This window comes from Leucobacter sp. HNU (assembly GCF_047946755.1).
In the GTDB taxonomy this organism is placed as follows: Bacteria; Actinomycetota; Actinomycetes; order Actinomycetales; family Microbacteriaceae; genus Leucobacter.
The window spans coordinates 788,669-809,092 of sequence record NZ_CP178837.1; the positions used below are offsets into that span (position 1 = coordinate 788,669).

Sequence of the window (20,424 nt, forward strand, 5' to 3'; positions counted from 1 at the left end):
CCACTGGAACTCTCCGTCTGAGCGCGAATCTCCTTCCGAAGCCGAGACCACCGGAAACACCGCAGGGGGCGTCCGAACGGACGCCCCCTGCGGCGTGTGCTCGATCCCGCGGCTAGTCGATCCGCTGCGCGCCCTCGGGCAGCGCGGTGCCCGCGGGCACGCGCACCGTCACGTAGCCGTCGGCGTCGCCCGCGTTCGAGGCGGCGGCCCCGGCCGGGGGAGTCGCCGTGCCGACGGGCGCCGCGGGTGCCACCGCGTAGGCGAGGACCGGCGCCGGCGCCGGCGCCGGCGCCGGTGCGTGCGCCTTCGCGGGCTCGGCGTGGTGGCTCATCTTGTCGATCCAGGCGAGCGCGAGCGCCGAGACGATGAAGGCGAGGTGGATGATGACCTCCCACATCACTCCGTCGTTCGAATAGATGACGTTCTTGCCGTTCTTGACGAGACCGCCGTCCATGCGCCCGACCTCGATGAAGGTCTTGAGCAGGTGGATCGAGGAGATCGAGATGATCGAGATGGCGAGCTTGACCTTGAGCAGGTTCGCGTTGACGTGCGACAGCCAGTCCGGCTCGTCATGGTGGCCGTCGACGCGGATCTTCGAGACGAAGGTCTCGTAGCCGCCGATGATCACCATGATGAGCAGGTTCGCGATCATGACGATGTCGATGAGCGCGAGCACGCTCAGCATGACCTCGGTCTCGGTGAACTTGCCCTTGATCACCGACTTCTCGATGAGGTGCCACAGCTCGACGAAGAACAGCACCACGTAGACGGCCTGGGCGATGATGAGGCCCAGGTAGAGCGGCGCCTGGAGCCAGCGGCTGGCGAAGATGAAGCCCGCGAGCGTGCGGGAGGCCGGCCCGGGGCCGCGCTCGCCGGAGCGCTCGATCGGGGTCTGAACGGGGCGGGAGCTCACGGGGATCCTCTCGTCGGGTCTGGACATGCGCGGCATATCGTATCGGAGGCACCTGCGCGCGGACCCGCTACACTGGAACGCAGCGAAGGGGAGTATTCCGTCTCGCTCGTATCGTCAATACGCCGGGCGCCGTCGCCCGACCGGTACGAGCGCGGTGCGGTCCGGCAGGTCCGCATCGGGAAGAGACTTTCGGCCGTTCCGCGCACCCGCGCACGTCCGAAGGGAACTCATTGACCACCGCACTTCCGCTCTGGTTCGAGATCGGCTCCATGATCGTGCTCGTCGCGATCCTGCTCGTCGACCTGCTGCTGATCATCAAGCGTCCGCACGTCCCCTCGATGCGCGAGGCGAGCATCTGGGTCGGCGTCTACGTCCTCCTGGCGCTCGTCTTCGCCGGCGCGCTGTTCCTGCTCGGCGACGCCCAGCACGGCAGCGAGTTCCTGGCCGGCTGGCTCACCGAGTACAGCCTGTCGATCGACAACCTGTTCGTGTTCGTGCTGATCCTCGGCCGCTTCGCGGTGCCGTACGCCTATCAGCAGCGCGCCCTCATGATCGGCATCGTGCTTGCGCTGATCTTCCGCGGGCTCTTCATCCTCGCCGGAGCGGCGATCATCGAGCGTTTCATCGCGGTGTTCTTCATCTTCGGCGCGTGGCTCATCTGGACGGCCTGGCAGCAGGTCAAGCCCGGCGCGCACGAGGAGGAGGGTGACAGCTGGATCATCCGCCAGGTGAAGAAGGTGATGCCCTTCAGCGATCACTACGACGGCGGCAAGCTGCGCACCACGGTCGACGGCAAGCGCATGTTCACCCCGTTCCTGCTGGTGCTCATCTCGCTCGGGGCGACCGACCTGCTCTTCGCGCTCGATTCGATCCCGGCGATCTTCGGCATCACGCAGAGCCCGTTCATCGTGTTCACGGCCAACGTCTTCGCGCTCATGGGCCTGCGGCAGCTCTACTTCCTGCTCGGCGGACTGCTCGAGCGGCTCGAGTACCTCAAGTACGGCATCGCCGCGATCCTCGCGTTCATCGGCGTCAAGCTGATCCTGCACGCCCTGCACGAGAACGAGCTGCCGTTCATCAACGGCGGCGAGCACGTGCCCGTGCCCGACATCGACACCTGGACCTCGCTCGGCTTCATCGTCGTCGCGATGGCGGTCGCGACCGTCGCGAGCATCGTCAAGGTGCGCCGCGAGGCCGCGGCGGGCGGCGAGAAGCTGCACCTGGGCGCCGCCGAGCCGCACGAGAAGCCGTAGCCCGGAATCCGACCCGAGCCGCTCCCCGGGCGCCCGCGATGACGATCTCGCGGGCGCCCGAGTGCTAAACTGTCCCGCATGCGTTCACGGCAGCTGCTTCTTCCGTGCCGCGACGGGGCCTAACCATCGGTCATCCCCGTCGCGGAGTTCTGGCATGGCCGAAACACCGAACCCCGCGCAGCAGCACCGCATGTCAGCGCAATCGAAGCGGAGAAGCAGACATATGACCGAGCAGTCCACGCCGTCCGCACGGCGCCCCCGTACCCTGGCCGAGAAGCTCTGGGACGACCACGTCGTCGTCAAGGGCGAAGACGGCAATCCGGATCTGATCTACATCGACCTGCACCTCATCCACGAGGTGACGAGCCCCCAGGCGTTCGACGGCCTGCGCATGGCCGATCGGCCGCTGCGCCGGGTCGATCTCATGATCGCGACCGAGGATCACAACACCCCGACCCTCAACATCTCGAAGCAGATCGAGGATCCGACGAGCCGCACGCAGATCGAGACGCTGCGCCGCAACGTCGAGGAGTTCGGCGTGCGCGCGCACCCGCTCGGCGACAAGGAGCAGGGCATCGTCCACGTGGTCGGCCCGCAGCTCGGACTGAGCATGCCCGGCATCACCGTGGTGTGCGGCGACAGCCACACCTCGACCCACGGCGCCTTCGGCGCGCTGGCCTTCGGCATCGGCACGAGCGAGGTCGAGCACGTGATGGCGACGCAGACGCTGCCGCTCAAGCCGTTCAAGACCATGGCCATCAACGTCGAGGGCGAGCTGCGCCCCGGCGTCACCGCGAAGGACATCATCCTCGCGGTCATCGCCGAGATCGGCACCGGCGGCGGGCAGGGCTACGTGCTCGAGTACCGCGGCTCGGCGATCCGGAACCTGTCGATGGACGGTCGCATGACCATCTGCAACATGTCCATCGAGGCCGGTGCGCGTGCGGGCATGGTCGCTCCCGACGAGACGACCTTCGAGTACGTCAAGGGACGCGACCACGCGCCGCAGGGCGCCGACTGGGACGCCGCGGTCGAATACTGGAAGTCGCTGCCCACCGACGAGGGTGCGACCTTCGACCGCGAGGTGTTCATCGACGCGAGCGCGCTCGAGCCCTTCGTCACCTGGGGCACCAACCCGGGCCAGGGCGTCCTGCTGAGCGACACCGTCCCGGTGCCGGCGGAGATCGCGGATCCCAACGAGCGCGCCGCCGCCGAGCGCGCCCTCGAATACATGGACCTCGTCGCGGGGACCCCGATGAAGGAGATCGCGGTCGACGCGGTGTTCATGGGATCCTGCACCAACGCGCGCCTCGACGACCTGCGCGACTTCGCGAGCATCATCAAGGGACGCAAGAAGGCCGACGGCGTGCGCCTCATGGTCGTGCCCGGTTCCGCGCGCGTGCGCCTCGAGGCCGAGGCCGAGGGCATCGACAAGATCGTCGAGGAGTTCGGCGGCGAATGGCGTTTCGCGGGCTGCTCGATGTGTCTCGGCATGAACCCCGACCAGCTCGCTCCGGGGGAGCGCTGCGCGTCGACTTCGAACCGCAATTTCGAGGGCCGTCAGGGCAAGGGCGGCCGAACCCACCTGGTCTCGCCGCTCGTCGCGGCGGCGACCGCGATCCGCGGAACGCTGTCGAGCCCGTGGGATCTGCAGGAAGACGCCGCCAAGGGCATCGCGCACGAGCAGGTGGAGGCCTGATCATGGAGAAGTTCACCACGCTGACCGGGATCGCCGCTCCGCTGAAGCGGTCCAACGTCGACACCGACCAGATCATCCCCGCGGTGTTCCTCAAGCGGGTCACCAAGACCGGGTTCGAAGACGCGCTGTTCCACCACTGGCGCCAGGACCCCGAGTTCGTGCTGAACCAGCCGCAGTACCAGGGAGCCCAGATCCTGGTCGCGGGTCCCGACTTCGGTACCGGTTCGTCGCGCGAGCACGCCGTGTGGGCGCTGCGCGACTTCGGGTTCAAGGTCGTCATCTCGGCGCGGTTCGCCGACATCTTCCGCGGCAACTCCGGCAAGCAGGGCCTGCTCGCGGCGCAGGTCGCCGAGGCCGACGTCGAGCGCATCTGGGCCGTGCTCGACGAGCAGCCGGGCGCCGAGGTCACGGTCGATCTCGAGAACCGCACCGTGACGGTCGGGAATATCTCAGTCCCGTTCGAGATTGATGATTACACTCGGTGGCGGCTGCTCGAGGGGCTCGACGACATCTCGTTGACGCTCCGCAACGAGCAGGCGATCACCGATTTCGAAGCCAAGCGTCCCTCGTGGATGCCGAGCACTCTTCCCGTGAGGAACGCGTGAGCCAGAAGACCGAGACCCCCCAGAGCACGACCGACGCCACCGACGGTCTGAAGCAGGACGCGCGCAAGGCCGCGGCCCGCGTCGGACTCACCTCCGACGAGATCCTGATCAACGGCGGACGTCCGCTCCGGGGGCGCATCGAGGTCCGCGGCGCGAAGAACCTCGCCCCGAAGGCGATGGTCGCGGCGCTGCTCGGCAAGACGCCGAGCGTGCTGCGCAACGTGCCCAACGTCTCCGACATCCGGATCGTCGCCGGACTCCTGGCGCTGCACGGCGTGCAGATCACGCGCAGCGACGATCCGGGTGAGTGGCACCTCGACCCCTCGAACGTCGAGCAGGCGCACCACGCCGACATCGACGCGCACGCGGGCTCCTCGCGGATCCCGATCCTCTTCTGCGGCCCGCTGCTGCACCGCCTCGGCGAGGCGTTCATCCCCGACCTCGGCGGGTGCCGCATCGGCGATCGTCCGATCGACTTCCACCTGGAGGCGCTCCGCAAGTTCGGCGCGGTCGTCGAGAAGCTTCCGAGCGGGATCAGCCTGAGCGCGCCCGACGGCCTGCACGGCGCGAACATCGAGCTGCCCTACCCCTCGGTCGGCGCGACCGAGCAGGTGCTGCTCACCAGCGTGCTCGCCAAGGGGCAGACCGAGCTGCGCAACGCGGCGATCGAGCCCGAGATCATCGACCTCATCTGCATCCTGCAGAAGATGGGCGCGATCATCACGGTCGAGCCGAACCGCGTCATCTTCATCGAGGGCGTGGACGAGCTCCGGGGCTACGACCACCGCGCGATCTTCGACCGCAACGAGGCCGCGAGCTGGGCTTCGGCGGCGCTCGCGACCCGCGGCGACGTGTTCGTCGGGGGCGCCAAGCAGGAAGAGATGATGACCTTCCTGAACGTCTTCCGCAAGGTCGGCGGCGACTTCGAGGTCCACGACGACGGGATCCGCTTCTGGCACCCCGGCGGCGAGCTCAAGCCCGTCACCATCGAGACCGACGTGCACCCGGGCTTCATGACCGATTGGCAGCAGCCGCTCGTCGTGGCGCTCACGCAGGCCGAGGGCACCTCGACCATCCACGAGACCGTCTACGAGAACCGCTTCGGGTTCACCGACGCGCTGAACCAGATGGGCGCCGACATCGAGGTCTACAAGGACGGCCTCCACGACGACGCCCGACGCGTGAAGCGTCGCGAGTTCGAGCAGGCCGCCGTCATCACCGGTCCGTCGCCGCTGAGCGGTGCCGAGATCGAGGTGCCGGACCTGCGGGGCGGCTTCAGCTACCTGATCGCCGGCCTCACCGCCGAGGGGCAGACCCGGGTGACGAATCTCGGCATCATCTCGCGCGGATACGAGAACTTCATCGAGAAGCTCCGGCTGCTCGGCGCCGACTTCGTCTACGAGAGCTGACCCTCGGTATCCACAGTTCTCCGCGTGCTGTCAGCGGAGGCATACGCCTTCGGCGATAATTGATGCATGCGTGAAACGGTGAAGCTGAGGAGCCGCTCCTCGGCCGAGAAGCGACGGCCATCCATGTTCTGGGTGCTCGCGTCGTTGATCCTGCCGCTGTGGTCCCTGATGGTGCGCTACCGGTTCACCCGGGAGTCCCGTCTGCCGCAGACCGGTCCGTTCATCCTCGCGCCGAACCACTACAGCGAGATCGATCCCGTCGCGATGGGCGCAGCGGTCTGGCACCTCGGGCGCCTGCCGCGCTTCATGGCGAAGGCCAGCCTCTTCAAGGTGCCGGTGCTGGGCTGGCTGCTCCGCTCCTCGGGGCAGATCCCGGTGGAGCGCACCGGGGGATCGCGCGGGGGCAACAATCCGATGGGCGATGCCGGCGGCCTGATCCAGCGCGAGGCCGGGGTCATCGTGTATCCCGAGGGCACGCTGACCCGGGACCCCGAGCTCTGGCCCATGCGCGGCAAGAGCGGCGCCGTGCGGCTCGCGCTCGAAACCGGGATCCCGCTGATCCCGGTGGCGCACTGGGGCACGCAGGAGCTGATGCCGCGGTACGCGAAGCGCATCCATCCCTTCCCGCGCAAGACCATCCGGGTGTCGGTGGGCGAGCCGCTCGATCTGAGCCGCTTCCGCACGGGCGCGATCGATCAGCGTGTCGTGACCGAGGCCACCGAGGCGCTGATGCAGGCCATCACCGCTCTGCTCGCCGAACTGCGCGGCGAGCAGGCGCCTCCGGAGCGCTGGGATCCGAGCAAGCACCAGCAGAGCGAGACGGGGCGTTTTTGAGCACCAAGTCCACCCCCGCAGCGGGGTCCGGATCCAAACGGCCGAACCCCAACCGGGGGCGCAAGGTCGCCGTGATCGGCGCGGGCAGCTGGGGCACCACCTTCGCGAAGGTGCTCGCCGACGCCGACTGCGATGTCACGATCTGGGCGCGGCGCCCCGAGGTCGTGCACGAGATCTCGGTCGCCCGGCGCAATAGCCAGTATCTGCCGGGCATCAACCTGCCCAAGGGGCTCAAAGCGACCGAGTCGCTCGCCGAGGCCCTCGCGGGAGCCTCGCTCGTGTTCCTCGCAGTGCCGAGCCAGACCATGCGCCAGAATCTCGAGGACCTGGAGCCCTACCTCGATCGGCGCAGCGTCCTCGTGAGCCTGGTCAAGGGCGTCGAGCGCACCACGACCATGCGCATGAGCGAGGTCATCGCCGATGTGCTCGATCTCGAGCCGGAACGCATCGCCGTGGTCTCCGGTCCGAACCTCGCCCTCGAGATCGCGAAGGAGCAGCCGACCGGCGCGGTCGCCTCCTGCGCCTCCCTCGAGGTCGCCCAGGAGATCGCGACCGCGTTCTCCACCTCCTACTTCCGCGGCTACGTCAACACCGACGTCACCGGCACCGAGCTCGGCGGCGTGCTCAAGAACCTCATCGCCCTCGCCATCGGCATCGTCGACGGTGTCGGGTACGGCGAGAACACGAAGGCCGCGATCATCACGCGAGGCCTCGCCGAGATGACCGAGTTCGCAGCGGCCTCGGGCGGCGATCCCACCACCATGTCCGGGCTCGCCGGACTTGGCGATCTCATCGCCACCTGCCAGTCGCCGCTGTCGCGCAACAACACGGCCGGGCGTCTGATCGGCCAGGGCTACAGCCAGGCCGAGACCAAGGAGCAGATGCAGCAGACCGCAGAGGGCATCACCTCAGTGCGTCCGGTGCTCGAACTCGCCCGGGAACGCGGGATCTCGATGCCCATCGTCGAACAGGTGCAGATGGTGCTCGACGGTCGCATGGCGCCGCGCAACCTCGGCCCGCACCTCGCCACGGAGGACGGCGTACCGCAACCCGAACTGTCGCTCGGCGGCGAACGCCGCGGAGCCTGGAAACGATTCATCGACCGAGTGAAGGGGAGCGCTCGCGAGCGCCCGTCGTACCGTCGTCCTCCTCTTCGGAGGCCGTTCGAGCGAGCACGAGATCAGCTGCGTCACCGCGGCGGGCGTGCTGCGCGCCATCGACCGCGAGCTGTTCGACGTGATCCCCGTCGGGATCACGAAGCGCGGGGCGACCGTGCTCGTCCCCGAGGAGGACCTGCTCTCGTTCCGTCTCGAGGCGGGCGCGCTGCCCACCGTCGCCGACAACGGCACCCGGGTGCTGTGGCCGGCCTCGATCGATACTCGGAGCCTTACGGTGATCGATCAGGAGGGCGGACTCCGGTCGCTCGGCCATGTCGACGCCGTCATCCCGATGATGCACGGCCCCTTCGGCGAGGACGGCACCGTGCAGGGCATGCTCGAACTCGTCGACCTGCCCTACGTCGGCAGCGGGGTGCTCGGCTCGGCGCTCGCCATGGACAAGCACGTGGCGAAGACGGTGCTCGCGGATGCGGGCATCGCGGTCGCGCCCTGGCGCACCGTGACCCGGTTCGAACTCGAGCGCGACCCCTCCCTGACGGAGCGCCTCGACGAAGGCCTCAGCTACCCCTCTTCGTCAAGCCGGCCCGTGCCGGTTCCTCGGTCGGCGTCAGCAAGGTGTCGGATCGCGCGGGCATCCCCGCCGCGCTCGACCTGGCGTTCGCCGAGGACTCGGTCGTGCTCGTCGAGTCCGGCGTGGTCGGCCGCGAGGTCGAGATCGCCGTGCTGCAGGGACGCGGCGGCGGCGCCCCGCGCACCAGCAGCGTCATCGGCGAGATCGTCTTCACCGGGCGCGAGTTCTACGACTTCGAGGCCAAGTACCTCGGTGCCGCGGGCGTCGAGCTGGCGCTGCCCGCCGAGGTCACCGAGGCCGAGTTCGAGGCGATCCGCGATGCGGCCGTGCGGGCGTTCGAGGTGGCCCAGCTCGCCGGGCTCTCGCGCATCGACTTCTTCCTCACCGCCGACGGCCCCGTGCTCAACGAGATCAACACGCTGCCGGGCTTCACCCCCGTGTCGATGTACCCGCGCCTGTGGGAGGAATCGGGGCTCAGCTACACGGATCTCATCACCGAACTCGTGGAACTCGCGATCGAGACGCACCGGTAGGCGGGCTCGCCGCTGCATCTCCTGCAGCGGGTCCTCCGGGCTATCCCGGACCCCGTGGACCCTCCTGGTCCTGGGGGCGATCTCGGAGCGGTCCGGTCTCGACCCGAGCGTTTCCGAGGCGGCGGTGCATTCAGCCGGACTTGAGCACTCAGCCGGACGAATTCGCCGCGGCAATCCGGCTGAGTGCTCAAGTCCGGCTGAATGCACGCGTCTCTTCTGTGCTCGCCAGCAGTTTTCTCCGTCCACAACGCGGGAACGCGAGCCGGTCGTCCACAGATTTGACTGATCCGAAGTGCGCGGCGTGCGTCGCGGGCAATCTAGGACGATGCACCTCGAACATCTCCTCAGAACTACCGGCGGGATTGCGCGAATCAGCCGTCTGATCGAACTCGGCTGCACGCGTCGCGAACTCGCGGACCGCCTCGCTTCGGGGCGATATCTTCGCCCGCAACGGGGATGGATCGCGCTCCACGGAACGGACTCCGATCTGTTGTTCGCCGCCCAGCACCACGTCGTGCTGAGCTGTGTGACTCAAGCGAAGCGAATGGGGCTCTGGGTGACGGATCCGCACCCGGTCCATCATGTGGCGGTGCCGCAACGGAACGCCAAGATCCGCGGCCCGTCCCCGGTGGTGCACTGGCACCGACCGCTCGTTCCGAGGCGCCGGTTCGTTCTCGAAGACCCGAAGGAGAACGTGCTCGCCTTGGTCGCGCAATGCCAGCCCCGAGAAGAAGCGTTGGTGATCTGGGAGTCCGCGCTCAATCGGGGGCTGACTGACTATTCCGCGATGACCGCGCTGCCGCTCAACGGTCGTGCCCGCAGCATTCTCGAGGCGTGCACGCCGTTCTCCGATTCGGGACTCGAGACCAAGGTCAAACACCGATTGCGTTGGTTGGGAGTGCCGATCTCCGAGCAGAGCTGGGTGCACGGGCGCCGCGTCGATCTGCTGATCGGGAGCCGGCTCGTGGTGCAGATCGATGGTGCTCATCACACCGGTGCGCAGCGGGACGCCGACATCGCGCACGATGCACAGTTGGCGCTTCGGGGGTACCGGGTCATCAGGGTGAGCTATTTCCAAGTGATGCGCGAGTGGGAGACCGTGCAGCAACTCATCGTCGGTGCGATCGCACGGGGCGAACATCTTGCGCGTGGGTAGCGGGCGGATCAGACGACAGATGGAGCGCGTGGTTGCGATCAAGTCCGGTGCTCGGATCTCCGTTCTGAACGCTCTGCCGATCCGAGCGCTCAGCCGGATTTGAGCGCTCCGCCGGATCGCAGGGAAGAAATCGTCCGGCTGAACGCCCGAATCCGGCTGAACGCCCGAATCAGGCTGAATGCTCAGGTTCATCTGGCCGCGCAGTTCGGAGTACGCGAGCAGCTGTGAGGCCAACACGGCCCGAAACCTGCCCGGTAGGAGCGTGAAGGCGAGAAGGATCGAGACGAGGAGCGTTGGGAAGCGGCAGAAGAGCGAGGCCGCCGTTTCGCCGACCAGCCCGCGTCTACTGCAGCTTCGAGAGGTCGAGCGAGTCCGAGATGCTCGAGCACTTGCGGGTCTGGGGGAGCAGCTTGGCGACCGCGCCCAGCTCCTGCACCGCCTCGGTACCCGACGCCTTCTTGGAATCGACGATCACCTCGAGGCCGGGGCTGCGCCCGTAGGCTTCGAAACGGTAGAGGGCGCGCGCGAGCGGTCGATGATCCAGTCGACGCCGTCGACGGCGACGCACTCCTGAGTGGTCGGCCCGGTCGATTCGATCCCGCAGCGCAGCAGCACGGTGGCGGGGTCGCCCCACGCGCCCGTCGACTGCGCGTTGGTGGTGCGCTTCTGGAAGTCGCCGATGGTGGCGGGGAGCCGAACGGTCACGTCGGCGCAGCGCGGGTTGTTCGCGTCCTTCGCGGGATCCATCGGCACCTCGCCCGCGCAGCCCGTGAGCCCGAGGCTCAACCCCACCGCCACGACGGCCGTTGCCGAAAGCGCGAACGCGCGCCGAGGTCCTGCGGGGAAGGAAAGGGATCGCACCCGTCCAGCGTAGCCTCCCCGCGGGGGCCGAGTCTGAGCGCGTCTGGTGACGCCGAGCCGGAGTCCCGAGTCGGCCCCGATAGATTGAACCCATGCAGAATCCGCCCGTCGATCGCGCCGAGACCGGCCACACGGTCGAGGAACTCGGCGAATCGGGGCTGCTCGCGCGGATCCTCGAGCGGCTCTCTCCCGCGGCGACCGCGACGGTCGGCCCCGGGGACGACGCGGCGGTGCTGCGTCCGCGCGGCGAGATCGTCGTCACGAGCGACACGATGGTCGAAGGCCCCGACTTCCGGCGCGCCTGGCACAGCGGTTTCGAACTCGGATGGAAGCTCGCGGCCACCAACCTGTCGGACGTGGCGGCGATGGGAGCGCGGCCGATCGGTCTCACGGTCTCGATCGCCTGCCCGGCCGACCTGCCCGTCGCGTATCTGGAACGGCTCGCCGAGGGGCTCGACGCGGCGTGCCGCACACTGGCGCCCGGCTGCGGCGTGGTGGGCGGGGACCTGGGGCGTGCGCCCGTGCTCACCGCCGCGGTCACCGCGCTGGGGGACCTCGGCGGACGGCGCCCGGTACTGCGCTCGGGCGCGCACGCGGGCGACGTGGTGGCGTACGCGGGCGATCTGGGGCTCGCGGGACTCGGGCTCTCGCTGCTCTTCGACCGGGCCGCGACGACCCGGGGGAAGCGCACGACCGCACGCTGGGCGAGCTGTGGGCCGAGCACCCCGAGGCACTGGCCGCGCAGTTGGCACCGTCGCCGCCGATCGGGCTCGGGATCGAGGCCGCGAAGCGCGGCGCGACGGCGATGATGGACGTCTCGGACGGGCTCGCGCTCGACGCGGCCCGCCTCGGCGAAGCGAGCGGGGTCACGGTCGACCTGGATCCGCGCCGGCTCGAGGCCGCATTCGGCGAGCGGGACGGCGAGCGGATCCCGCTCGACGCGATGCTCAGCGGCGGCGAGGACCACGGCCTCCTGGCGGTCTTCCCGGCGCTCGTTCGGCTGCCCGCGGGGTTCTCGGCGATCGGTCGGGTGCGTCCGCGGTCGGCGCCCCTGCTGGTCGGCGGACGCCCGCACGAACCGCGCGGCTGGGACCCCTACCTGGTCCGCTGGCCCGGAGACGGCTGACGCCGAGCCGGCTGCGGCACAATGGACGGGCGGCCCGCCGTCGGCGGGCGCGAATCTTCGCGGGAGGCGCCATGACGATCGAGCCGACGACCACCGAGATCATCACCACCGGGACCGCGGCGCGCACGCTCGCGGCCGACCGGGCGACGCTGCACCTGCGCGTCTCAGTGACCGACGCGAACCGCGAGGATGCCGTCCGGCGCGCTGCCGAACTGCATGCCGCGCTCGTGCGTCGCGCCGAGGCGCTCGTCGAGGCCGGGGAGGCGGAGCGCTTCGAAGCGGATCCGCTCACGACGTCGAGCAGCTCGTGGGAGCAGGACGGCTCGCGGCGCACCGAACACTACGCGGGTGCGAGCGTGCGTGCGCTGCTCCTCCGCCTCGATCTGGTCGGCGAACTCACCGCGGAGCTCGCGACGACCGGGGCCGATCCGAGCGTCGAGTGGCGGCTGAGCGACGAGCTCCGCCGCGGTGTCGAGAGCGAGCTGCGCCGCGAGGCCGTGGCCGATGCGCGGGATCGTGCCGAGGACTACGCCGTGGCGGTCGGGACGACGCTGGGCGCCGTGCTCGAGGTGCGTGAGCCGGGTTCCGCGGGCGGTAGCGGGGGCGCGACCTTCGCCGACGCGCGCTTCGCCCGTGCGGCTTCGCCCGCGGTCGTCGTGACGGAGGGGCAACTGGAGGTGTCGGCGAGCGTCACCCTCGTCTTCCGCTCCGCCTAGTCGAGGACTCAGCCCTCGCCGATCACGCGCAGCGCCGCCCACAGTTCGGCCCGGGTATCGGGGTCGTCGAGGCTGCGCTGCAGCAGGCTCTCCGCCGTCTGGACCCGCGCGCGCAGCGTGTGCCGGTGCACGCCGAGCGCGGCGGCGGCGGGGCTCGTCTGGCCGTGGTGCGCGAGCCACACCCGGAGGCTCTCGGCGATCGAGTCCCCGTGCTTGGCGTCGTGCTGCCGCACGGGTGCGAGCAGCCCCTCCGCTGCGCGGCGTGCCTCGGGGTCGGCGTCGAGCAGCCGCAGCACTCCGGCCTGCATCGACGGACGGTACTCGACGGTCTGCCCGCCGCCCGCCACCCGTGCGCGTTCGAGCGCCTGATCCGCCTGCTCGATCAGGCGGTCGAGATCGGCCATCGCCCCGCGTTCGGAGACACCGGCGGCGATACCGTGCTCGCGCACGATCCGCAGCACCGGGGAGAGCTCGGACGCCTCGCAGATCACGATCGCGCCGCCGCCGCGCGGGGCCGTGAGCACGCCCGCGCGGCCGGCCGCGATGGATCGCAGATCGTCGATCGGGGTGCCGGCGGGCACCGAGGAGCGCTCGAACGAGTCGGTGAGGATCACCGCGATCTGGCCGCGGGGAGCCTGGGCAGGATCCCCGTCGAGATCTCGGCGGCGAGTTCGCCGCGGCCCGCGAGCAGCAGGCGCACCACGGAACCGCGCAGCGCGGTCTCGGCGGCGTCGACGCCGATCCGGTGCTCCAGCTGCACCGTCGCGAGTGCGGCGACGAGGCCGATGAGGGTGCGCTCGGCGGTGTCGGGCACGCCGGAACCCTCGACCAGCAGCACGCCCATGAGGCGCTGCGCGCGCCCGAGGGTCTGCAACTGCACGCCCACGCCGTCCCGGTCGCGTGAGCGGCCGGAACGGATCCCGCGCTCCACGAGCTCTCGCGCCTCGGATCGGATCCACTCGGCGCTCAGCCGGGTGCGGGCCGATGCGGGGGCGGCCTCGATGATCCTGCCCGAGCGGTCGGTCAGCGCCACGCCGCGGCCGAGGCGGGTCGCGGCCTCGCGGATCGCCGCGGCGAGGCCGTCCTCCTGGAGGGCCGCGGTGGAGACCGCTCGTTGGGAGTCGAGCGCCCAGACGTCGCGGGCGCGGGCTTGCGCCTCGAGCAGCTGGGCCGCGGTCTGCACGATCGCGATGAACGGAGTGTCGTAGGGGACGCGGACCAGGGGAAGCCCCGACGGTCGCAGGCGGCGACGAGGGTCGCGGGGGTGCGGTCCCAGACCACGCCGGCCGCGACGCCGAGGGCGGTCGCACCGGCGGCGATGAGCCGGTCGACGTACTCGTCGGCCTGCGCCTGGGTCGGTGGAGCCGGGAACTGCGCCCCCGTCGTCAGCAGCACGGTCCTCGGTGTGAGGAAGGGCGAGGGATCCGCGAGATCGCTGCCGTGGACCCACTGCACGGGGCGCTCGCCCGCGTCGTCGGCGGTGCCCGCGATGAGCACGAGGCCGAGCTGGTACTGGCGCAGCAGTTCGCCCAGTTCGATGGTCGCGTGGACCGTCGGCGCGGCGACGGGAGCGGTGATCGGCACGGGTTCCTCCTCTGGCTCGGAGCCTCTCGACAAAGTGGCGAAAGATTCTCGATCCGTTCACCATTCTGGCACGACTGGAGCGTGCGGACCGGTCCTAAGCTGACTCCAGTACCCGCGACGACCCGTCGCGACGTTTACTGAGTCAAGGAGGAACTCAATGACCGACGCCACCATCATCGGCGGACCCTCGCTCCCGCAGGAGCGCAAGCTCGTGACCGCGATCCCCGGTCCGAAGTCGCAGGAACTGCTCGCTCGCAAGAACGCGGCCGTGGCCTCGGGCGTCGGCGTCGCGCTCCCCGTCTTCACCGTCGCCGCGGGCGGCGGCGTGCTCGTCGACGTCGACGGCAACTCGCTGATCGATCTCGGCTCGGGCATCGCCGTGACCGGTGTCGGCAACTCGGCCCCCAAGGTCGTCGAGGCCGTCAAGGCGCAGGTCGAGCGCTTCACCCACACCTGCTTCACCGTGACCCCCTACGACGGCTACGTCGAGGTCGCCGAGAAGCTCAACGAGCTGACCCCCGGCGATCACGACAAGCGCTCGGCGCTGTTCAACTCGGGCGCCGAGGCGGTCGAGAACGCGATCAAGATCGCCCGCCACTTCACCAAGCGCAACGCCGTCGTCGTGTTCGACCACGCGTACCACGGCCGCACCAACCTCACCATGGGCATGACCGCGAAGAACATGCCCTACAAGGACGGCTTCGGCCCGTTCGCTCCCGAGGTCTACCGCGCCCCCGCGTCCTACCCCTACCGCGACGGTCTGACCGGCGCCGAGGCCGCTGCCCAGGCGATCCTCCAGATCGAGAAGCAGGTCGGCGCGGCCAACACCGCGGCCGTCATCATCGAGCCCATCCAGGGCGAGGGCGGCTTCATCGCCCCGGCAGAGGGCTTCCTCCCCGCGATCCAGGAGTGGGCGACCGCCAACGGGGTCGTCTTCATCCTCGACGAGGTGCAGACCGGCTTCGCGCGCACCGGCGACATGTTCGCCGCCGACCACGAGGGCGTCATCCCCGACCTCGTCACCACCGCGAAGGGCATCGCCGGCGGTATGCCGCTCTCGGCGGTCACCGGCCGCGCCGACATCATGAACTCGGCGCACGCGGGCGGCCTCGGCGGCACCTACACCGGCAACCCGACCGCGGTCGCCGCGGCGCTCGCCACGATCGAGACCTACCAGGAGGAGAACCTCGTCGAGCGCGCCCGCGAGATCGGCGCGATCATCGAGGAGTTCTTCACCGAACTCGCGAAGACCGACGACCGCATCGGCGACATCCGCGGACGCGGCGCCATGCAGGCCATCGAGCTCGTCGAGTCGGGCTCGAAGACCCCGGCCGCCGCGCTCACCGGCGCCATCGCCAAGTACGCCGGCGAGCAGGGCGTCATCCTCCTCACCTGCGGCACCTACGGCAACGTGATCCGCTTCCTCCCGCCGCTGTCGATCTCCGACGAGCTGCTCCGCGAGGGCCTCCAGATCGTCGCCGACGCACTGGCCGCCAACTAACGACGCGCACCGAGCGGGCGGTGCGGATCCGGGTTCGAACACCGATCGACCCCGATCCGCACCGCCCGCTCGACCCGCAGTTCAGAACACCGAAAGGACACCCCTCATGGCACTGAAGCAGAACGAGCAGGACCTGCTCGACCGCGTCCAGTCGGGCCTCGGCATCGCCGGCACCTGGCAGCCCTCCTCCTCGAACGCGACCTTCGACGTCAAGGATCCCGCCACCGGCGAGGTCATCAAGTCGATCGCCGACGCCAGCGTCGAGGACGCCGTCCGCGCGCTCGATGCCGCGGTCGCCGCCCAGGACGCGTGGGCCGCGACCCCCACCCGCGAGCGCTCCAACATCCTGCGCCGCGCGTTCGACCTCCTCATGGAGCGCAAGGAGGAGTTCGCGCTCCTCATGAGCATCGAGATGGGCAAGCCCATCAGCGAGGCCCGCGGCGAGGTCAACTACGGCGGCGAGTTCCTCCGCTGGTTCTCGGAAGAGGCAGTGCGCGTGCACGGCGACTACCGCCAGAACCCCGAGGGCACCGGCACCATGATGGTGTCGCACCTCCCCGTGGGCCCGTGCTACTTCATCACGCCGTGGAACTTCCCGCTCGCGATGGCGACCCGCAAGATCGCCCCCGCGCTCGCGGCCGGCTGCACCGTCGTCATCAAGCCCGCAGCGCTCACCCCGCTGACCACCATCTACTTCGTGCAGCTGCTCGAAGAGGTCGGTCTGCCGGCCGGCGTCGTCAACGTGGTCCCCACGTCGAAGGCCAGCGCCCAGTCGAGCGCCCTGCTCAGCGACACCCGCCTGCGCAAGCTCAGCTTCACCGGCTCGACCCCCGTGGGCGTCAAGCTGCTCGAGGCCGCGGCGCAGAACGTGCTCCGCACCTCGATGGAGCTCGGCGGCAACGCCCCGTTCGTCGTCTTCGAGGACGCCGATCTCGATAAGGCGGTCGAGGGTGCGATGCTCGCGAAGTTCCGCAACATCGGCCAGGCCTGCACCGCCGCGAACCGCATCATCGTGCACGAGTCGGTCGCCGACGAGTTCGCGAAGAAGGTCGCCGAGAAGGTCGCCGCGTTCAAGATCGGCCGCGGCGCCGAGGAGGACGTGCAGATCGGCGCCCTCATCGACGACAAGGCCGTGGCGAACTCCGCTCGTCTCGTCGCCGATGCGGTCGAGAACGGCGCCACCGTCGTCACCGGCGGCGAGGTCATCGACGGCCCGGGCAACTTCTTCCAGCCCACGGTCATCGACAAGCTCAGCCCCCAGGCCGCGATTATGCGCGAGGAGATCTTCGGACCGGTGCTCGGCATCATCCGCTTCTCGACCGAGGACGAGGCCGTCGAGATCGCCAACAACACCGAGTACGGTCTCGTGAGCTACGTGTTCACCGAGAACATCGCGCGCGGCCACCGCATGATCGAGAAGCTCGAGAGCGGCATGATGGGCCTCAACACGGGCATCGTGTCGAACGCGGCGGCTCCGTTCGGCGGCGTGAAGCAGTCGGGTCTCGGACGCGAGGGCGGTGCCGAGGGCATCCACGAGTTCCTCTCGACCAAGTACACCCTCATCCCGCGCTGACGCACCGGGAACGCAGCGGGCGTCGGAACCTCCGGGTTCCGGCGCCCGTTCGGCGTTTCCGGGGTCAGCGCCCGGCGAGCTCCGACCACCAGAGCACGGTCTCGCCGTAGCGCTTCTCGCGGATCCGGACGAGTCCCTCGGGCCAGCTCGGCTCCGGGCTGCGGCTCGATCGCTCGACCAGCACCACGCCGTCGGGATCCAGCAGGGGAGGGAGCGCCGCGAGGTTCGCCGCCAGCTCCTCCTCGCTCAGGTCGTAGGGCGGATCCAGCAGGATCGCGTCCCAGGCGGCGACCGGTGCCTGTTCGTCGAGGAAGTGCTGCACCGACTGGCGCGCGACGTCGACCTCGGGCGAAGTGCTCGCCGTGCGGAACGCGTCGAGCACGGTGCGCGCGTTGCGGCCCGCGACCTGCGCCGCCTGCGGATGCTTCTCGACCAGCGCCGCGCGCGCCGCTCCTCGGCTGATGGCCTCGAGACCGAGCGCGCCGGAGCCCGCGTAGAGGTCGAGCACGCGCGCGCCTGCGACGAGGCCCCACGAATCGAGCGCCGAGAAGATCGCCTCGCGCACCCGGTCGCTGGTCGGGCGGGTGCCCGCCCGGGGACTTCAAGCCTGAGGGATCCTGCAGCTCCGGCGATGATTCTGGTCACCGGACGAGCGTACCCGGTCGTGCTCGCTCGCCTCCCGCTCGGCTCCGCGTGCCGGCTCGCGTGCCAGGGGCGGGCTCGCTGTCGGAGGTGCCCGATAGCCTGGAGCTGTGAACGACACGAGCCTGGAGACCCGACTCGAGGGAGTCGTGGGCGGCCGCACGGCCCAGGCCCTCCAGCGCGCGTTCGAGATGCGCACGGTGGGCGAGCTGCTGCTGCACGTGCCGCGGCGGTACTCCCGCCGGGGCGAGCTCACCGCGCTCACCGGTCTGCCGGTGGGCGAGCAGATCACCGTCGTCGCGCAGGTGCTCGACGTGCGCGAGCGGCGCATGCAACGCCGCAACGGCAAGCTGCTCGAGGTGCGCATCACCGACGGCACCGGCTTCCTCTCGCTCACCTTCTTCAACCAGGCGTGGCGTTCGAACGAACTGCTGCCGGGCAAGCGCGCCATCTTCGCGGGCAAGGTCAGCGAGTACCGGGGGCAGCTGCAACTGCAGCACCCCGACTACGAACTGCTCGACGACGACGCGGTGACGAACGGCGCCGAACTCGACGAGGCGGCGGCGAAGGCCTGGTCCGAGACCCCGATCCCCATCTATCCCGCGACCGGGCAGCTGCCCAGCTGGACCATCCAGCGCGCGGTCGGGCTCGCGCTCGACGCGCTCGGGCCCATCGAGGACCCGCTGCCGCGGTCGATCCGCGACGCCGAGGGGATCCTGGACCTGCGCGAGGCCTTCGAGCTCGTGCACCGTCCGCAGCGCACCAACGACTGGCAGCGGGCGCAGCAGAGCCTGCGGTTCCGGGAGGCGTTCGAACTGCAGCTGGCGCTGCTCGATCGCAGGCGCCGCGCCGGCATCGCGCCGAGCGCGCCGCGGCCGCCGAAGTCCGGCGGATTCCTCGACCGCTTCGACGCGGCACTGCCGTTCGAGCTGACGGCCGGGCAGCGCGCCGCCGGCGCCACCATCGCCGAGGAGCTCTCGCAGCCGCACCCCATGCACCGCCTGCTGCAGGGCGAGGTGGGCTCGGGCAAGACCCTGGTCGCGTTGCGCGCCATGCTCCAGGTCGCCGAGAGCGGCGGGCAGAGCGCCCTGCTCGCGCCGACCGAGGTGCTCGCCGCGCAGCACCTGCGATCGATCGTCGAGTCGCTGGGGCCCGAACTCGCTCCGCTGCTGAACCCGGTGCTGCTGACCAGCAAGATGCCGGTCTCCGAGCGCAAGCGCGCGCTGCTCTCGACCGCCGCCGGGTCGGCCCGGATCGTCGTCGGCACGCACGCGCTGCTCAGCGAGAACGTCACCTTCGCCGACCTGGGCCTCGTCGTCATCGACGAGCAGCACCGGTTCGGCGTCGAGCAGCGGGAGACCCTGCGGCGCAAGGGGGACGAGCCGCACGTGCTCGCCATGACCGCGACGCCGATTCCCCGTACCGTGGCGCTTACGGCCTTCGGCGACCTCGAGGTGACCGCGATCCGCGACCTTCCGGCCGGGCGTCAGGGCATCGAGACCTTCGTGGTCCCCGTGCTCGAGCGGCCGAAGTGGGCCGACCGAGCCTGGCTCCGATCCCTCGAGGAGATCGCCGCCGGGCGGCAGGTCTACGTCGTGTGCCCGGCGATCGCGGCGGGTGCGAAGGAGGAGGGCGTCGAAGATCCCGGGCCGGTGGAGCCGGAGAGCGGCGGGGGAGCCGCGACCCGCATCTCCAACGTCGAGGACACGCTGGCGGAGCTCCGATCGCGCCCCGACTTCGCCGGGATCGCGACCGCCGGCCTCACCGGCGCGATGAAGCCCGACGAGAAGGACGCCGTCATGCGGGCCTTCTCGGCCGGCGAGATCCAGCTGCTCGTCGCCACCACCGTCATCGAGGTGGGCGTCAACGTGCCGAACGCGTCGATGATGGTCGTGCGCGACGCCGACCGATTCGGCATCTCGCAGCTGCATCAGCTGCGCGGCAGGGTCGGCCGGGGCGAGCACCCGGGGCTCTGCCTGCTGCTCACCACCGCCGCGGAGGGCACGGTGGCCCGCGAACGCCTCGACGCGGTCGCGGGCACGCGCGACGGCTTCGTGCTCGCCGAGGTCGACCTCGAACTGCGCCGCGAGGGCGACATCCTCGGCACCGAGCAGTCGGGCGGACGCTCGACCCTGCGGCTCCTGCGCGTGGTGGAGCACGGCGAGCTGATCGCGCGCGCGCGCGACGTCGCCGCCGCGCTGCTCGATGCGGATCCCGAGCTCCGGGGGCCCCGCTGCTCGCCGCGCTCATCGCGGGGGATCAGGACCACCTCGACAATCTCGCGAAGTCCTGACGGGCGCAGAGCCGACCCGCGAGCCCGGTGCGACCGC

18 protein-coding genes and 3 pseudogenes are annotated in these 20,424 nt (G+C 70.0%); 14 read left to right on the forward strand and 7 right to left on the reverse strand.

Annotated features, from left to right (window positions below):
- Window positions 1–112: 112 nt before the first annotated feature.
- Window positions 113–940, reverse strand: coding sequence for a TIGR00645 family protein (locus AB3K78_RS03825; RefSeq protein ID WP_416446326.1), 828 nt, complete (start codon window positions 938–940; stop codon window positions 113–115).
- 203 nt (window positions 941–1,143) lie between these two features.
- On the opposite strand from AB3K78_RS03825, the gene AB3K78_RS03830 reads away from it, so the two are divergent.
- The 8 genes and pseudogenes from AB3K78_RS03830 (at window position 1,144) to AB3K78_RS03865 (ending at window position 10,091) form a co-directional block, all read left to right on the forward strand.
- Window positions 1,144–2,166: a TerC/Alx family metal homeostasis membrane protein gene (locus AB3K78_RS03830; RefSeq protein ID WP_416446328.1), complete on the forward strand. Its 1,023-nt coding sequence runs from the start codon at window positions 1,144–1,146 to the stop codon at window positions 2,164–2,166.
- Between the two features lie 223 nt (window positions 2,167–2,389).
- Window positions 2,390–3,865, forward strand: a complete 1,476-nt coding sequence (gene leuC, locus AB3K78_RS03835) for a 3-isopropylmalate dehydratase large subunit (protein ID WP_416446329.1) — start codon at window positions 2,390–2,392, stop codon at window positions 3,863–3,865.
- Between the two features lie 2 nt (window positions 3,866–3,867).
- Window positions 3,868–4,470 carry a 3-isopropylmalate dehydratase small subunit gene (gene leuD, locus AB3K78_RS03840; protein WP_416446330.1) on the forward strand — a complete coding sequence of 201 codons (603 nt, stop codon included), beginning with the start codon at window positions 3,868–3,870 and terminating at the stop codon, window positions 4,468–4,470.
- 47 nt (window positions 4,471–4,517) lie between these two features.
- Window positions 4,518–5,879, forward strand: a complete 1,362-nt coding sequence (gene murA / locus AB3K78_RS03845; protein ID WP_416447299.1) for a UDP-N-acetylglucosamine 1-carboxyvinyltransferase — start codon at window positions 4,518–4,520, stop codon at window positions 5,877–5,879.
- Between the two features lie 66 nt (window positions 5,880–5,945).
- Window positions 5,946–6,713, forward strand: a complete 768-nt coding sequence (locus tag AB3K78_RS03850) for a lysophospholipid acyltransferase family protein (protein WP_416446331.1) — start codon at window positions 5,946–5,948, stop codon at window positions 6,711–6,713.
- Window positions 6,714–6,784: 71 nt separating this feature from the next.
- Window positions 6,785–7,933, forward strand: a pseudogene (locus AB3K78_RS03855) (NAD(P)H-dependent glycerol-3-phosphate dehydrogenase); the annotation flags it as partial.
- A pseudogene (locus tag AB3K78_RS03860) lies at window positions 7,893–8,935 on the forward strand (D-alanine--D-alanine ligase family protein). The pseudogenes AB3K78_RS03855 and AB3K78_RS03860, both read left to right, overlap by 41 nt.
- 325 nt (window positions 8,936–9,260) lie before the next feature.
- Window positions 9,261–10,091 (forward strand): endonuclease domain-containing protein, encoded by an 831-nt coding sequence (locus tag AB3K78_RS03865; protein ID WP_416446332.1) that lies wholly within the window; start codon window positions 9,261–9,263, stop codon window positions 10,089–10,091.
- Window positions 10,092–10,434: 343 nt separating this feature from the next.
- Here AB3K78_RS03865 and AB3K78_RS03870 read toward each other — a convergent pair whose 3' ends face one another.
- Entirely contained in the window at window positions 10,435–10,566 is a 132-nt protein-coding gene (locus tag AB3K78_RS03870; protein WP_416446333.1) for a hypothetical protein, read from the reverse strand.
- Complete coding sequence (locus tag AB3K78_RS03875; RefSeq protein ID WP_416446335.1) at window positions 10,563–10,952, reverse strand: DUF3515 family protein; 390 nt, start codon at window positions 10,950–10,952, stop codon at window positions 10,563–10,565. The genes AB3K78_RS03870 and AB3K78_RS03875 overlap by 4 nt, the downstream gene beginning before the upstream one ends.
- 92 nt (window positions 10,953–11,044) lie before the next feature.
- Between AB3K78_RS03875 and AB3K78_RS03880 the strand changes: the two genes are divergently transcribed.
- The 3 genes from AB3K78_RS03880 to AB3K78_RS03890 all read left to right on the forward strand — a co-directional run bounded on the left by AB3K78_RS03880 (window position 11,045) and on the right by AB3K78_RS03890 (window position 12,794).
- Complete coding sequence (locus AB3K78_RS03880; RefSeq protein ID WP_416446337.1) at window positions 11,045–11,761, forward strand: thiamine-phosphate kinase; 717 nt, start codon at window positions 11,045–11,047, stop codon at window positions 11,759–11,761.
- Window positions 11,758–12,078 (forward strand): hypothetical protein, encoded by a 321-nt coding sequence (locus tag AB3K78_RS03885; protein ID WP_416446339.1) that lies wholly within the window; start codon window positions 11,758–11,760, stop codon window positions 12,076–12,078. Before AB3K78_RS03880 ends, AB3K78_RS03885 begins: the two co-directional genes overlap by 4 nt.
- A 71-nt stretch (window positions 12,079–12,149) precedes the next feature.
- The gene (locus AB3K78_RS03890) at window positions 12,150–12,794 is read left to right on the forward strand and encodes an SIMPL domain-containing protein (RefSeq protein WP_416446341.1); all 645 of its coding nucleotides are present in this window, start codon (window positions 12,150–12,152) and stop codon (window positions 12,792–12,794) included.
- 8 nt (window positions 12,795–12,802) lie between these two features.
- On the opposite strand, the gene AB3K78_RS03895 is transcribed toward AB3K78_RS03890, so the two are convergent.
- Genes AB3K78_RS03895 through AB3K78_RS03905 form a run of 3 tightly spaced genes read right to left on the reverse strand, consistent with a single transcriptional unit; the run spans window position 12,803 to window position 14,378 of the window.
- Entirely contained in the window at window positions 12,803–13,408 is a 606-nt protein-coding gene (locus tag AB3K78_RS03895; protein WP_416446343.1) for a PucR family transcriptional regulator, read from the reverse strand.
- Window positions 13,405–13,827: a hypothetical protein gene (locus AB3K78_RS03900; RefSeq protein WP_416446345.1), complete on the reverse strand. Its 423-nt coding sequence runs from the start codon at window positions 13,825–13,827 to the stop codon at window positions 13,405–13,407. Before AB3K78_RS03900 ends, AB3K78_RS03895 begins: the two co-directional genes overlap by 4 nt.
- Window positions 13,818–14,378, reverse strand: coding sequence for a PucR family transcriptional regulator ligand-binding domain-containing protein (locus tag AB3K78_RS03905; protein WP_416446347.1), 561 nt, complete (start codon window positions 14,376–14,378; stop codon window positions 13,818–13,820). Before AB3K78_RS03905 ends, AB3K78_RS03900 begins: the two co-directional genes overlap by 10 nt.
- Before the next feature lie 157 nt (window positions 14,379–14,535).
- On the opposite strand from AB3K78_RS03905, the gene gabT reads away from it, so the two are divergent.
- Window positions 14,536–15,879, forward strand: coding sequence for a 4-aminobutyrate--2-oxoglutarate transaminase (gabT, locus tag AB3K78_RS03910; protein ID WP_416446349.1), 1,344 nt, complete (start codon window positions 14,536–14,538; stop codon window positions 15,877–15,879).
- Between the two features lie 106 nt (window positions 15,880–15,985).
- Window positions 15,986–17,452 (forward strand): NAD-dependent succinate-semialdehyde dehydrogenase, encoded by a 1,467-nt coding sequence (locus AB3K78_RS03915; protein WP_416446351.1) that lies wholly within the window; start codon window positions 15,986–15,988, stop codon window positions 17,450–17,452.
- Window positions 17,453–17,516: 64 nt separating this feature from the next.
- Here AB3K78_RS03915 and AB3K78_RS03920 read toward each other — a convergent pair whose 3' ends face one another.
- Entirely contained in the window at window positions 17,517–18,017 is a 501-nt protein-coding gene (locus AB3K78_RS03920) for an RsmD family RNA methyltransferase (RefSeq protein WP_416446353.1), read from the reverse strand.
- 187 nt (window positions 18,018–18,204) lie between these two features.
- Between AB3K78_RS03920 and AB3K78_RS03925 the strand changes: the two are divergent.
- Window positions 18,205–20,387: pseudogene (locus AB3K78_RS03925) on the forward strand (ATP-dependent DNA helicase RecG).
- Window positions 20,388–20,424: the final 37 nt, after the last annotated feature.

What these genes read in the sequence shown, in the direction of transcription:
- leuD (WP_416446330.1), top strand. Translation starts at nt 3,868, where the DNA reads ATGGAGAAGTTCACCACGCTGACCGGGATCGCCGCTCCGCTGAAGCGG.
- AB3K78_RS03880 (WP_416446337.1), top strand. Translation starts at nt 11,045, where the DNA reads ATGCAGAATCCGCCCGTCGATCGCGCCGAGACCGGCCACACGGTCGAG.
- AB3K78_RS03865 (WP_416446332.1), top strand. Translation starts at nt 9,261, where the DNA reads ATGCACCTCGAACATCTCCTCAGAACTACCGGCGGGATTGCGCGAATC.
- gabT (WP_416446349.1), top strand. Translation starts at nt 14,536, where the DNA reads ATGACCGACGCCACCATCATCGGCGGACCCTCGCTCCCGCAGGAGCGC.
- AB3K78_RS03915 (WP_416446351.1), top strand. Translation starts at nt 15,986, where the DNA reads ATGGCACTGAAGCAGAACGAGCAGGACCTGCTCGACCGCGTCCAGTCG.
- AB3K78_RS03825 (WP_416446326.1), bottom strand. Translation starts at nt 940, where the DNA reads ATGTCCAGACCCGACGAGAGGATCCCCGTGAGCTCCCGCCCCGTTCAG.
- AB3K78_RS03850 (WP_416446331.1), top strand. Translation starts at nt 5,946, where the DNA reads ATGCGTGAAACGGTGAAGCTGAGGAGCCGCTCCTCGGCCGAGAAGCGA.
- AB3K78_RS03885 (WP_416446339.1), top strand. Translation starts at nt 11,758, where the DNA reads ATGATGGACGTCTCGGACGGGCTCGCGCTCGACGCGGCCCGCCTCGGC.
- AB3K78_RS03890 (WP_416446341.1), top strand. Translation starts at nt 12,150, where the DNA reads ATGACGATCGAGCCGACGACCACCGAGATCATCACCACCGGGACCGCG.
- leuC (WP_416446329.1), top strand. Translation starts at nt 2,390, where the DNA reads ATGACCGAGCAGTCCACGCCGTCCGCACGGCGCCCCCGTACCCTGGCC.